General features: G+C 53.4%; 9 protein-coding genes. 1 reads left to right on the top strand and 8 read right to left on the bottom strand.

The window, feature by feature from the left end; translation table 11 throughout:
• Positions 1–4 precede the first annotated feature (4 nt).
• The 7 genes from ACO0LN_RS12160 to ACO0LN_RS12190 form a co-directional block, all read right to left on the bottom strand.
• Positions 5–805 carry a YfaP family protein gene (locus tag ACO0LN_RS12160; RefSeq protein ID WP_422974073.1) on the bottom strand — a complete coding sequence of 267 codons (801 nt, stop codon included), beginning with the start codon at positions 803–805 and terminating at the stop codon, positions 5–7.
• 5 nt (positions 806–810) lie between these two features.
• Positions 811–1590 (bottom strand): YfaP family protein, encoded by a 780-nt coding sequence (locus ACO0LN_RS12165; protein WP_422974075.1) that lies wholly within the window; start codon positions 1588–1590, stop codon positions 811–813.
• Positions 1587–3377: a DUF2300 domain-containing protein gene (locus tag ACO0LN_RS12170; protein ID WP_422974077.1), complete on the bottom strand. Its 1791-nt coding sequence runs from the start codon at positions 3375–3377 to the stop codon at positions 1587–1589. The genes ACO0LN_RS12165 and ACO0LN_RS12170 overlap by 4 nt, the downstream gene beginning before the upstream one ends.
• The gene (locus tag ACO0LN_RS12175; RefSeq protein WP_422974079.1) at positions 3355–8022 is read right to left on the bottom strand and encodes an alpha-2-macroglobulin family protein; all 4668 of its coding nucleotides are present in this window, start codon (positions 8020–8022) and stop codon (positions 3355–3357) included. The genes ACO0LN_RS12170 and ACO0LN_RS12175 overlap by 23 nt, the downstream gene beginning before the upstream one ends.
• A gap of 9 nt (positions 8023–8031) precedes the next feature.
• Positions 8032–8769 (bottom strand): DUF1175 family protein, encoded by a 738-nt coding sequence (locus tag ACO0LN_RS12180; protein WP_422974081.1) that lies wholly within the window; start codon positions 8767–8769, stop codon positions 8032–8034.
• Positions 8766–10358, bottom strand: a complete 1593-nt coding sequence (locus ACO0LN_RS12185; RefSeq protein ID WP_422974083.1) for a DUF2138 family protein — start codon at positions 10356–10358, stop codon at positions 8766–8768. Before ACO0LN_RS12185 ends, ACO0LN_RS12180 begins: the two co-directional genes overlap by 4 nt.
• Positions 10359–10713: 355 nt before the next feature.
• Complete coding sequence (locus tag ACO0LN_RS12190) at positions 10714–11382, bottom strand: glutathione S-transferase family protein (protein WP_422974085.1); 669 nt, start codon at positions 11380–11382, stop codon at positions 10714–10716.
• Positions 11383–11534: 152 nt separating this feature from the next.
• Between ACO0LN_RS12190 and ACO0LN_RS12195 the strand changes: the two genes are divergently transcribed.
• Complete coding sequence (locus ACO0LN_RS12195) at positions 11535–12530, top strand: helix-turn-helix transcriptional regulator (RefSeq protein ID WP_422974087.1); 996 nt, start codon at positions 11535–11537, stop codon at positions 12528–12530.
• 315 nt (positions 12531–12845) lie between these two features.
• Here ACO0LN_RS12195 and ACO0LN_RS12200 read toward each other — a convergent pair whose 3' ends face one another.
• Entirely contained in the window at positions 12846–13748 is a 903-nt protein-coding gene (locus tag ACO0LN_RS12200) for a LysR family transcriptional regulator (RefSeq protein ID WP_422974089.1), read from the bottom strand.
• Positions 13749–13826 lie beyond the last annotated feature (78 nt).

Raw genomic sequence — 13826 nt, forward strand, 5'->3', positions numbered from 1 at the left:
ACCCTTAAAACATGAATGATTTCACCAGATTCAAATCGCCGATCTTGCGCAAGGGGATGACAAAGCTTTCGCGTTTTTCTCTGGCAGTATTTTCATAGAACACCAGAGTCACACGGGTAGTGATGATGGGTTGTTTGCGCTGGCCTTCATCGAAGTTATAGCCGCCTGCGCCATAGTTGCCCCAATAGTTGACGAACACATGGTAAGCCCCATGCTTGGGGGCGATCGTGGTGAACATCTCCGGCCCCGGGCCATCGACGCTATCTACATCGAGGCCACCGCCACCATTCAGTATTGGCGCGGCAAAGAAGGCATGCTGGCCATCAGGGGTAATGATGTGCAGATCAACTTCTGCCTCGGGGGCATCCCACGAGCAGATGATGCGTAGCTGTGGTGACAGTTGCTGGGTGTTGGCTTCGTAATATTGCACGCGTTGCAGGCTCTTGCCGTCTGGCCCCTTGATTTCTATATTGTTGGAACCGCTGCCAAAAGCATAGTGGCGTTCAAAGCGGCCATCTGTGCCGTAATTGAGGACCATGGGATTGCCATTGACGATGAGGGTATGCTTGCGCTGTTTGCCCGCATCGCGGATATGGCCTTCGATGAGGGTGCGGTTTTTTTGCGTGCCACGGTCTATCGGGGGCAAAGGGTAGGATGCGCGTGTATCGCTGGATTTATCAGTCAGACCGCCATAATTCCAGCCGCCACGCGGGCTGTTGATGGTGGGCTGGTCTTCAGCTACACAATTGGCGGCAGCAACGAACAGGGTGCATGCCAGCAGGGCAGGTTTCATCATTGTTTGCATGATCATTACGGATAGGTAAAGGATTTAACCAGGGTCAGTTCACCAGGTTTGCGCATGGGTACCTGGAAGCTTTGCTGCTTCTCGGCCAGCGTACCTTCCTGGCTGATGATGGCAACTCTGGCGATAGTCAGTTTTTTGTCGTCGCCGCCACTGCCATAGTAATTGACATAGACATGATAGGTACCTTTCGGCGGAGCCGTACTGGCATAAATTTCAGGGCCATAACCAGTGGTGACATCCACATCAAGTGCGCCGCCATTCTGTACGACGCGGTTACCATAGAACACATGCTGGCCATCCGGCGAAACTACATGCAGGTCCAGGTCAGTGCCGTCGCTGTCCCAGGATAAGACTACGCGCAAGCGCGGGTTGGGGCGACTGGTATTGGTGTCATAAAACTGTACACGTTTGACTTCACTGCCATCGGGGCTGCGCACTTCTACATTATTCGAGCCGGAACTGAAAGAGTAAGGGCGGGAGAACTCGCCACTTTCACCAATAGCCAGGGGCATGGCGGCGCCGTTGACAATGAGCTTGCCAGGTTTCTTCTTGTTGCTGGTGCTGATACGGCCCCTGATCAAGGCCATTTCACTTTGCCCTTCGGTATTGACCGAGGACGCAGGATAATGCACAGGCTGTTTAAAGCCAGAGGCTTCGCCACCGCTATTACGCCATCCGCCACGCGGTAGTTCTATCGTGGCGTCTGCTGATGCACTTAAGTGAAAGCCAGCAAGCAGGCTGCCTGCGATGCATACAGTGAGTCGCTTTTGGTAAAACTTGATCATGTTGTTCCTTCTATGAGACGGCGGGCCAGTTTTTCTACATAGTCTTCATTGGCGCCGTTCGGATGAAATCGTAAAGCCAGGTGCAGGTATTCATGGGCGAGGGTGATGCGCTCGTCCAGGCTGCGCCAGCCGCGGGCGTAGATGCGCATGCGCTTCTGGTCTGAGTAGGGATTGCCGCTTGCCAGCGAACAGATGGCTGGCGGCGTCTCAGGATGCTCAAAACCGGGCTCACGACGCAATATGCCTTGCCATTTGTTGCTCGCGTTGCTTAACCAGGTTTGCGCTGCGGCCAGTGGCTTGCAGTCAGATTTGCCATTGAAGCTGGCGATGCTGGCTTGCGGATAACTGGTGGCCAGTATACGTTCAAAATTCCAGCCCTGGTTTGCCTGCTTTGTTGCTTCTTTCAATGACATGCGGTTGTTGCCTGCACTATCATTGTGGTAGCGCACGTTTGCCCCTTGCAGTATCAGGTCATCCGTGAACCAGGCAGCAGTCAGGGCCGCATCGGTGGGCGCATTGGCACTGACGCGCTGGCGGGTAGTGCTGTCGGCAATGTGCCAGCAGCCATGATCAAGAGCAGCGTTTTGTACCAGATAGCTGCGCGCCGCAATCGCGAGGCTGCGTGCGGCCTGTATATTGCTGGCGTCACCCTCGCGGTCTATGACGCGGGCGACATAATCGTTGATGCTGACGCGGCCAGTGATTTGTGGAGCCATGCCTGGAGTGCGTTGCAGTGTCAGGCTGCCATTGCTGTTGATGTCCAGGCCATTGCCGTTGGCGAATTGCAGCCTGTATTTGCCGGACAGCGTTCCCGCACGCGCAGGAGCGTTTGCAGATATGGACAATACTTCGCGCAGTGGATAGCGCGCAAAAAAATCGACATCCACGCAATGTGCTTCATCACCGACATTGTCGATATTATTGATGCCCGCCCAACGCGGTGCCGGCAGGGTAGTTGCCAGAGCACTGGCCCAAGTAGTGAGGGTAGAGCGGCTGGAACCACGGGCACCAAACCAGAATGGCGTGCCATCTGCCAGCCAGCCTGCTGCGCCACCAAAGGCACTGTTGTCAGGCAAATGCCAGGAATAAGTTTTGTAACGTATGCCTGTACCCAGTTGCGTCCAGGCTTCGCGGCCATAGCCCTGTACCGCTGTTTCCAGCAAGGCTGTGCGGGCAGCAGCGCGGGCTTGTGGCGAGAACTTGTTCAGGGTTTCCAACAGCTCTTTTACGCTGATCTGGGTGTCGGGCTGCAGTTGCGCTGTGCGTTGCAGCCAGTTGGCGTCACTGCGGGTTTGCCAATAGGCTTTCCATGCCTTGTTATTGACACCCAGGCGCGCTGGTGAGAAATAGGGCGCGCAGGAACGTGCCAGGGCAGAGTCGCGTTCTACCTGCTCACCAGGTTCGCAGCAATACAGTTCTTCATTTTTCTCTTGCTGTTCACGAACATTATTGCGCAAATCTTTTTTTGCGGTGCAGGTATACGCTGCTTCTTGAACGTGATTGTCTTGCAGGTAGGCATAGACAAATAACTTCCACAAACTACCCAGAGGTATCTTTTGATCTGCGATTTTATTGTCTTGAGAATTTAATGAGCGCATTTCCACCTGGCCATCACGCAGCCATGCGACGGTGGCCGTGCTGGCTGTATCTGCAGTCGCGGCAGCAGTTGCAGCATAGGCAACTGGCGCAACTTGTGCAGATGCAGCCAGCGTGACTATGGTCGCACTGGCAAGCATGATGGTACTGATCGCTTTGCGGGCAGGATCAGCGGATTTCCATAAACGCACGTGGCTTGTCCTCAAAGGCTTTTTGCTCTGGCTGATACATGCGGTAGTAGCGTGCAGGCGGCAGGGCGAACTTGCCGGTTTGTGCAGCACGCACCAGGTGACGTATCACGACCTGGCCATCCAGTGCATCCACCGGCACGGCATAGCCGCGTGGCGTTTGCTCGTAGCGTGCGCGCTCCATCGCTTCCATGTCTTTGCCGCCTGGGTAACGCAGGCTGATACCCCAGGTAGAGCGGTCAGCCGAGGTGCCTGGTGGCAGAGGTACTTCAACAATGCCAAAGTTCAGTTCAGGGCCGGAGGTGCGGGTGAGTACCACTTCATCCAGATAAACTTCATCTGTCTTCAGTGCTGCACCTTCGCCCAGCAATTCCAGCTTGAAGCCTGCTTTGCCTGCGACTGGTTGCACAGGTGCGCCAGTAGTTGGATTGATGGCAGGCTTGCTGGCATTGGCTGCACTAGGTAATGCTTCAGGTACCAAACGATAAATACGGCGTTCCACTTTTACTGGCAAGCTGGATTTTTCTGGTTCACGGCTGTCGAACTGGGCAATGGCAATCATGCCTGCGCTTGGGTTGGAAACCATTTTGATCACAGACGGGGTTGGCGTCGCGGCTGTACTATTCCAGCGATACACACTTTGACCTGTGATGGTTTCGCGTGGCGACCAGCCAGCTTCGAGTTCTACCTTGGCCATATTATTGCGCAACAAAGGATCATTACTGCCAGACTTGCCACCGAGAGCGCGATAAGTCCACAACAGGGCGAGGGCGCGGTCTATAGTCGGTGATTCTGACCTCACACGTTCCAGCACTGCAGCAGCATCACTGGCAGGGCGTTTGCCAGTCAATATCAGCAAGGCTTCACCCAAAGGCAGGTCAGCCTGGTGTACACGGGCTGCTGCTTCTGGCAAGGTCGTGACGGTAATGCCAGTCAGGTTACCTTTGCTTTGCTGTACTACATAGGCAGCCAGCAAGGTGCTCATGGCATGTTGTACATCATCATCCTTGTTGGCAAAGATCATACTGTTCATGCCTGAACGCGGGGTGATCACGACAGGTTTGGCAAACGCACCTTTGGCACCGAGTTCTTCACTGAGGGCTTCGGCCATGGATTTTACCGGCAAGCCCATATCCTGCATCCAGTACAACATCAGAGCGCGCTGCCAGTGTGATTGCTTGACGCCATCCTTGCGGTAAACATCATTCAGGCGGTCAAAATGGCCTTCTGGCAGTGACAGTTTCAAGGCACGGCTGGCGTGCCAGTCAGCATAGTAGGCATAGGTGGTCAGCAGGGCATCGCCATCTTTTTCTGGCACACTCCACCAGCCAAAGGTCGCATTTGGCCCGGCCATTTGCGCCAGACGGAAGCGGTAGCTGTACAGTCTTTGCGTCAGTTGCGCAGCCAGTCTTTCTTCGCTAGGCAAGGTTGATTGCAGGGCCAGGCTGTAAGGGATGAGGCGGCTGGAAGTCTGCTCGACGCAGCCGTATGGGTAATCGATCAAATCATCCATCAAGCGGCGGAACTGTGTGCTGGCACTGTCAGCAAATTGCAGTTGCAGGTTGCTGGCGTCAGGTGGCAGTTTCAAGACTGTTTCCTTGCCAGTCACAGGCACGCTGACCGAGCGCTGGCTCAGCCAATGCACAGGAATAACTTTCAGCGGCACATTGAGCGCATCAACAGTCTTGCCACCTACAGCGAGTGACAGGTCTATCTTGTTGTCGAGGCCATTGGCTTTCAAAGGTACGGAGATAAAGTTCGCACCAGGTTTCAGTTTCAGGCTTTCTTGTTTATTGACACCGGAACCGGTGATGTTCAGGCTGGCACTGGCATCCTGGTTGCCCTGATTGAAGATGGCAACGCTGGCATTCGGTGCATCCTGCACGCGCATCCAGTTCGGGCTGGTCCATTTCACATAAAATTCTTTGTCTGAACGTACATAGGCGATGTTCTGACCTACATTGCCACCGGCCTCAGTCGCACGCACAGTAATGCGCCAGCGTGTCAGTGAATCGGGCATGGTGAAAGTCAGGCGGGCACGACCAGAAGCATCCGTGGTAACGCTTGGTTGCCACAGGGCGGTATCCTTGTCTTCACGGCGTGGTCTTTCCAATACCTTGATGGCGCGTTCATGGGTTTGCCCGTTGGCTGGCAAGGCCAGCTTGGATGGCGGTACCGCCAGGTCATAAGCGATGAAGCTCAGGCTGGCAGAAGTGCGCACATTATTGCGGCGCGGATGATAGAAGAAGTCAGAAATATCGGGTGCAATTTCAGGTTGCAACACATAAATCATTTCATCGACCACACCTACCGTGAGCTGGCTGCCTGCGGCTGGCTTGCCATCGACCATGGCAGTCAGGTCCAGCGTGACTTTGTCACCAGGCGCATAGACGGCCTTGTCAGCTTTGACGGCGACATTGATGCGTGGCTGCTCAACTTTCAAACCCAGGTTCTGGAACACATAATCAGCGCCTTTGACATACACCACGGACAGGGTGATGTTAGGGCCATAGGTATCTTGCACAGGCAGTTCTACCTTCCACTGCATGGGTGACAATCGTTTGGCCGTTAGCCAGCCACTTGCATTGCTCATCAAGGCAGTTTTTTCTACCTTGTCACGCTCCAAGGTAAATAATGCCTGATCGACTTGTTGCGGGAAGGTGATCAGTGCACTGGCAGTTTCACCTGGTTTGTAGCTGGTCTTGTCAAACACCATTTCTATCGAGCCCTGCGGTGCACTGACGCCAGCGCCACTGACATAATGCGAAGTGGCACCAAGGATATTGCCTGCTGCATCACGTACAGACAGGGTATAGGTACCAGGTTCAGCAAAAGCCAGTGTCAATTTGTTGGCGTTGGCGAGCTTGCCGTTCGATTTTTTCTGGTTTTCCAGTCTTACCCAATCCCATGTTGCCGGGGCACTGACTGTGCTGACGGTATTGCCAGGTACAGGCAGGGCAGTCAGCGCAAAGTTCATGTTTTCACCGACGGCAGAGAAGGCGCGTTCTGCCTTCAGGCTATAGGTGCCAGCGCTACGTTCTACCAGTATCTCCTTGGTAGAACGTACGCGGTAAGCAGCGCCATCAGTTGCCAGCACCGACAAAATATAGCGGCTGGGTTCAGTTGCTGCAGGCAGTTTGAATTCAACAAAGCCGCTGCTATCAGTCGTGAATGTCGTTGTGCTCATTTGTACCGGGAACTGGCCTGCATAACCAAGGTCGCCTTCGACGATAGTCAGGCGCTGGGCGCGTACTGTCAGGTCTGCCTTGGCATTGACGACAGGTTTGCCGTCAGGATAGACCAGTTGCAGCTTGCCCTTGATTTCTTCATTGGTTTTGTAATCCTTCTTGCCTGGCATGACATTGATTTCAAAGTGCGGCTTCTGGTATTCAGCGACGCGGAAGGCAGCGCCATAGCTGTTACCCTTGTAGCTGAAGCGTAGTTCATAACCACCTGCGACGGCATTGTCAGGTAACTGGAATACCGTATCACCGCCAGACTGCGGCGTCATTTGCAGGGTCTGCGCTGCCACCGGGAAACCATTCGCATCAAATACCTGCAGCTTCAACTCTCCTGCGGTGATGGCTGTGGATTCACGCGCTGACACAAAAGTACGGCCCAAAAATTTCACATAGACGGTTTCACCAGGGCGGTACAAGGGACGGTCAGTCACCGCATACAGCTTGGTATTATAGATTTCACTGTCGTAGTAATAATTTTCTGCGACAAACACGCCACCTTTGCTATCTTCACCATAGACATAAGTTTTTTCTGGCGCATCGCGTTCAAAATTGACGATGCCGCTAGCATCTGTTGCACCTGTACTTAGGATACCTGCGCCATCTGTCCACACTGTTTTTGCATCTGCCACAGCCTGGCTAGTGCGGCGATCAGCCACCCAGACCAGCATTTGTTTGCTCGATACTTTGGTCACAGCGATAGAGTCAGAGACAAACACCAAAGTCACTGCGCGATAGCTGCCGACCATGGCTTCGACCAGATACAGGCCTGGTTCTTTTTTGCCCAGTGGTATCAGCACATTGCCTTTAGGCGACATGATGAATTCACTGCTGCTGCCATCGAGCTTGACGCCTTTGGGTGGTTGTATGGGCTGGGCGATATGTACAGGGTAGCGGAAGCTATCAACCAGGGTATGCGACTTCAGTGGCTGGTACAGCGGGTTCATTTGCTGCGGTGTTGGTGCTTTGACCAGCGGGTGCAGACGTACTTCAGGTGCTTGTGACGTTACGGCTTTCCTGGCGTCCGATGAAAACAGCTTGCGCCACATGCGGCGTGAGGCATCCCACCAGTTATCCCAGGTACGTGCCAGCGCATCAGATACGCCTTTGCCCTTGTAATTGCCCTGGGCATCAATGCGGTGCAAATTCTTTTGCGCCTTTAAAAATTCCAGCGGGTCCTTGACCTTATAGACATAGACATCGACACCGCCTAGCTCAGAAATCTGCCCCATGTCCTGGGCTTCCAGCCGTACCATGGCCGTGTCGCCAGAGCCATAGGCTGCATCGCTGAGCAGGAAGAAAGACGAGCCCCCGCCGCCATCCTGTGCCAGGGCAGGCATGAATAGCAGCATCGCGCACAGTGCTGTCAATAAAGTGAAGTAACGGGATTGTTTGAATGTAGCTTTCATTGGGCGCTTTCAGGCGGACAAGAAATTGAGGCGATACACGCCAGCAAAATTGGGATTGTCTTGGGTAGGGTGCCAGCGCGTGTCGCGCCAGGCTTGCAGGTCACGCAGCTTGACGGCGCGCAGACCATTATCAGTTGGTGTGACCGTACCAGTGTGATAGGCGATGTAAGAATTCATCCACACCATCAGATGCTGGGCATCACCCTGGTCATAGAACAGCAGATCACCGGGGGATGCCAGATTGCAGTCCTTGCCACGGAACCTGGCATTTTCCTGCACCATTTCTATGGCGCTGACATAGGCAGATGTACTACCGTCAGCCAGCCGCCATTGATGGCGTACTGATTGGGTGCCTTGATCGAGGGCTATCTCTGGCGGCAGGGCGGTACCCAGCATGCCATTCGCCCGCTTCCATTTTTCATCATGCTCACGCAGGGATTCTGCCACCGCAAAACGGACAAGACCTACGCAATCACGCTGTTGCCAGCGCGGTGTCGGGCCTGCTGTCAACTGGGCGGCAATAATACGTGTCATCCAGGCACGGCAACTGCGCGACTGGGCGGGTGTCAATGTTTGTGCAGCGGTTGGTGCCGAGACTGCAGGCGCAGTAGTTGTTCCAGCTTTGGCAGCATTTGCGGTTGGCAATGGCACAGCCGGTGCCGTGAGCTTATTGGCCAGCGCCAGCCTGTGCCAGCCCAGCATGGTGCTGGTGGCGAGCATGCCAGTCAGTACATGCCGGCGTTTCAATTGGATTTCTCCTTGCTGACCCATTCCACTTTTTGCCAGGCTTTGCCACTGGCCTGTACCTTGCTCAGTTCCAGACGGATAGGCGGGTAAGTCGCCAGAGCTTTGATGCGGGCAGGCAGGTGTGTCTTTGCGGCTTCGAGGAAGCTGGCATCTTCAGGTTTTGCCAGGGCCGCGTAGATTTCACGTTGAGCCATTTCTGACAAGGGGCGCGGTGTGATCAGGCCCAGAGTGCTTTGTGCGCCAGATGTCTGGTCAGCCACGCTGGGGTTACTACGGGCGATGGTGTCCACCACTTTTTCTACCAGACCGCCGTCGGGTGAGAACACCACAAAGTCGCCACTGGCGGCCAGCGTAGCCATGCTCTTGGTATTGCGCCATAGTTTCTGATCAGGCTTGGCCTTGGTTGTGCCCTTGCCTGGTGCAGCCTGTTGACCACTGGCAATCGCCCAGGTCGCCATGGCTTGCAAGGTAGCGCCGCGGTTGGCAGTGTTCAGTGGCAGCTTGGTGATAAAGACAGGAGAATACAGATTCGATTCACGGTACCAGCAAGCCAGGCCTGGGCCAGACAGCGGTGCCAATGCCTGCTCTGGCAATTTTGGTTTGGCATCAGCTTGTTTCAAGACAGTATTGACCATGCTCCAGTCAATTGGCACGGTGATACATGCGCTGGGGTTGGCAGGTGCCGCAGTCCACAAGGCTGGGTCAAGTAATTGTGCCGATGAGGTCTTTTTGGAATCCAGCCAGACCGAGGTTGACCAGTTGCCACCAAAGTCAAAGCGCATGCCCTTGAAGCCGGATACAAAAGCGCCGTAACCCAGGGCCATGGTAGGAGCACCGATAGCCAGAGTATGTTTTGCAGTGCCAGCAGCCTGAGCTGGTGCAGGTGCAATACTATCGAGATCAAATTGCAACGACAGCGCGCCATCATGTTCCAGCCAATTGGCTACCGCAGCGCGGGCTTCTGTCACGACACCGTTTTTGTCATCAAACAAAAGACCTGGATCAGACAAGACCACGACGCGATCACCCTGGCTGATCAACAGCAGGGTACGACGAGGATTGACTTCCAGCGCCATGATCTGGGCTTTGCCATTGCTGGTGCTGATATCACCAGCCAGTTTGAGCTGGCCATCTTTCATCGCTACCTTGGCGGCTTCCTGCAAGGCTTTGTTGAACAGGCCCATGCGCATGACAACGGCATAGTGACGCAGCGCACCTTTGCCATCACGCCAGAAAGCCACTTCTGCAGGTTCATTGAAAATGCTGGCATACAGCTTGTCTTGCCAATCAAGGTCATGCTCGTAGGCAATGCGCTTGACTGCACCGTTCAAACCGAGGCGGTCTTCATTTTGTTCATAGTAGAAGGCCAGGTCTTCAGTCAGCACATCTTTGGCTATCGGCACTTGCAGCAAGTCGCGCGGCAGTTTCGACAGACTGGTGGTGCGTATCAAGGCATCTGGTTGGGAAATATCCACCATGAGGCGGGTGCCAACATAGTGGTAATCCTTCCAGTGTTTGCTCAACTGGTAGGCAACAGCAGCAGCGGCAACTGTAACAACAGTACCGGTGACGATCCAAATACGACGCATGAATTCTCCCTCTGGGGTATGGCTTTTTTATTGCACGGATACTATCCAAAGCAAGGCTGCAAGACAATCGTTTGCGGCTGTCTATTTGGTAATTTTCTGTAAGCGTGCAGGTAAAGACTGCAACTGGCAATTGTGCCATGCATAGCCCTGGGAATTTATATTGTTGCAATATTTTTTGTGGACACTTTTGTGGGCACGCGAGGCATGTTTCAGCAAGAGGGAAACTGAAGGCGGGGAAACAAAATAACTGGAATGAATTTCTTATGTGCATATCGCCCGGAGAAGCAACCGGGCGACATACTACTTTTTAGCTTGTAACTTAGCTTGTAACTTAGCTTGTAATTTAGCTTATAACTTAGGCAGCCTTGCTTTCAGACTGCGCTTCACTGGCGATGCGCTCGTGTTCTGCTGCCCAGGCTGCATCAATGGCACCGACTTTGACAAACGCCGGACGGCTGCAGACGCGTTCAATGTAACTCATGACGACAGGTGATTCTGGTACGAGCTTGAACATGGTACCCCAGCGCAAGGCGTTGCCCCAGAGTACATCTGCTGCCGTGAATTGCTCACCCAGTAAATATGGTCCTTTTTCCAGTTGCGCCTTGATGATACCCAGCATGGTGTCAAAATCACCGTAAGGGCACATCGAAGGCATTGCTGGCGGATGTTGCGCAAACTTGTCTACCAGCGCAGGCTCATAACAGGCCGCATAGTAGGCCATCCAGCGCAGATAAGGACCGCGCAACTGACTATCCAGTGCGGGTGTCAGGCCTGCCTGTGGGAACAGGTCTGCCAGATACAAGAATACTGCCACTTGTTCGGTAATGAGCTCGCCACGATGCTGTATTGCAGGCACTTTACCCATGGGGTTGATGGCCAGATAGGCGCTTTGTCTTTGCTCGCCAGCTTTCATGTTCAAGACATGCAATTGATAAGGTGCGCCTAATTCTTCCAGCATAATCAAAGCGCCTGTAGCGCGGGTTTGTGGGGAGTAGAACAGGGTGATGTTGTCTGCATTGCTCATGATAAGACCTTTCTTTTTATCGCGGAGGCGGAATTGCCGGGCCGTTGATATAAGAATATGCCTCCATACCTGACACCTTTTGTCAGGTTAGTTTACTATTCTTTATTATTCTTTTATATTTTAAAAATACGGCAAAAGGATCAGTTTTTACCATGCGTGCCAGCCGACTTATCTCCATCCTGACTATCCTGCAGGCACGTGGTTTTGCCACCGCGCCAGAACTGGCTGATGAATGCGCAGTCAATCTGCGCACTATCTATCGAGATATCGACGCCATGAGTGAGGCGGGTATCCCCATCTATAGCGAACGTGGCTCAGGTGGCGGCTATCGTTTGCTCGATGGCTACCGCACCCAGCTCAATGGCTTGTCCGCCAAAGAGGCCGAGGCTCTGTTCATGAGTGGGTTGGCAGGAGCCGCCACGGACATGGGGCTGGGCTCTGTCATGATGGCCGCGCAAAACAAGCTGCTGTCAGCCATGCCCGCCTCTTTACGTGAAGGTGCGCAGCAAATGCGTTCGCGCTTTCATCTCGATGCACCGGCCTGGTTTGGTCAGTCAGAGCAACCTGCACACTTGCCCAAGGTTGCCGATGCAGTGTGGGAGCAAAAGCGCATGCAGATACGGTACCAGAGCTGGAAGGGAATCAAAGAGCGCGTCGTCGAGCCTTTGGGCCTGGTCATGAAAAGCGGTTCCTGGTACCTGGTCGGGCAGGTGGATGACACGCCACGCACTTACCGCATCTCACGCATGCTGGAATTAGCTGTACTTGAAGAACGCTTCGAAAGACCTGCGCCTTTCGATCTGGCCGACTACTGGCGCAAATCTACCGAGCGCCTGGAGCAGGACATGCACAGAAACATGGCAACCGTGCGCCTGTCACCAAGAGGCGTGAAATTCAGGGAGCATTTTCTGTCGCCCTATGTTTTTTCTGAAATGCAGTTAGCCAGTGAGCTTGACGCGGACGGCTGGTGCAGGGCGACCATGCCAGTTGGTTCTATAATGATGGCATGTGCAGAAATTCTGCGTTTTGGTGAAGATGCCGAGGTGTTGGAGCCACCAGAATTAGTGAGCAAGGTGAGGGAACACGTAGAAAAAATGGCGATGATTTACAGCAAGTCTGCAAGCCAGCAAGTAAATAAACCAGTGTAAATCCCTTGAAGATAAAAAAAGCCCACAACCGTTGCCAGTTGTGGGCGAACACCTTTTGGAGAGGAATACCTTGAACCCTGATGAGTAAGTTGCTTCAGCTCAGACAGGTAAAACTAAAAAATCAAATCACGGATTAATTATATACGTTTTATTTATAAAATATCGATAAAATGATTTTATTGTGGCTTTTATGGGATTCTCTGTTTCAGAGTTAATTGAAGGCAGTCTTACTAAGCCGGATGCAATGTTGAATGCAAGACTTAAAGGCTAATGCCCAGGCAGTAAATTCTTTCACATCTTATTTCGCAGCTTGGCTCAAATCTGACTTAGATAAAATTGCACCTGATCCATAAACCAGCGTCCTGCTGGACCAGGTGGCGCGGCTTGTGGGTACGCAGCTTGCATGGTCAGTTTCTTGCCACCCTGGGGTATGTTTTCTACATCCAGGACTTGTAAGATGCCAGCAGCAAGATCGTGTTCCACCATATGTAGCGGCATGCCGCCCCAGCCCACGCCGTTGAGGATGAAAGCGTGTTTGGCAGACAGGTCCGCCAACCGCCAGGTATGGGGCGACATGACGCCATAATCCTGGCCCGCCATTAATTCTGACCTGTCAGTGATGACCAGTTGCGTATGCTTTGCCAATTCAGCTTTTGGGATGGTACCGTTGATTGCCGCTAATGGATGGCTGTGCAAAGCCACCATCAAGAGCGACACTTCGCCCAAGGTCTTGGTACTCAAGCTCGGAAAGTCGATGGGCAGGGATGCCACTATGCCTATGCTGCAGCGTTCATCCAGCACCGGCTGATATGCAGCGCCCAGGCCCTCAACATACAGCCGCAAAGGAGTGTGAGGAAATTGCCTGGCAAAATCCTTGGCTACGGCGGCAATCACTGCTGTAGGAAAAAACACATCCACCACCACCGATAATTCTGGTTCCAGCCCGGATGCCATGAGCTTGGCACGCGCCTTCAAGGTATCTACGCCTGCTACGATATTGCGCGCATCGGCTAATAGCAAAACACCTTCTGGCGTGAGTTTTGGGTAGCGCCCGGAGCGGTCAAACAGCAGCACACCTATCTGTTCTTCCAGGCTATTGACCCAACCGCTGACGGCAGACTGCACCCGGTTCAGCTTCCTCGCTGCAGCGGAAAAACTGCCTTCATCTACGGCTGCGATGAAGGTGCGGAGTTGGTCCAGTGACACGCCGTCCAGCATGATTGATCCTCACATCTCTTTAATCCATCTAAAATCAAGATGGTATATATCTCAATATATCATCTTTTCAGATTCAAA

Source organism: Undibacterium sp. TC9W (assembly GCF_049339865.1).
GTDB lineage: Bacteria > Pseudomonadota > Gammaproteobacteria > Burkholderiales > Burkholderiaceae_D > Undibacterium.

Bases quoted from the DNA above. Each gene is read 5' to 3' on its own strand.
- ACO0LN_RS12200 (WP_422974089.1), bottom strand. From the start codon at position 13,748: ATGCTGGACGGCGTGTCACTGGACCAACTCCGCACCTTCATCGCAGCC.
- ACO0LN_RS12190 (WP_422974085.1), bottom strand. From the start codon at position 11,382: ATGAGCAATGCAGACAACATCACCCTGTTCTACTCCCCACAAACCCGC.
- ACO0LN_RS12195 (WP_422974087.1), top strand. From the start codon at position 11,535: ATGCGTGCCAGCCGACTTATCTCCATCCTGACTATCCTGCAGGCACGT.
- ACO0LN_RS12165 (WP_422974075.1), bottom strand. From the start codon at position 1,590: ATGATCAAGTTTTACCAAAAGCGACTCACTGTATGCATCGCAGGCAGC.
- ACO0LN_RS12185 (WP_422974083.1), bottom strand. From the start codon at position 10,358: ATGCGTCGTATTTGGATCGTCACCGGTACTGTTGTTACAGTTGCCGCT.
- ACO0LN_RS12160 (WP_422974073.1), bottom strand. From the start codon at position 805: ATGCAAACAATGATGAAACCTGCCCTGCTGGCATGCACCCTGTTCGTT.
- ACO0LN_RS12175 (WP_422974079.1), bottom strand. From the start codon at position 8,022: ATGAAAGCTACATTCAAACAATCCCGTTACTTCACTTTATTGACAGCA.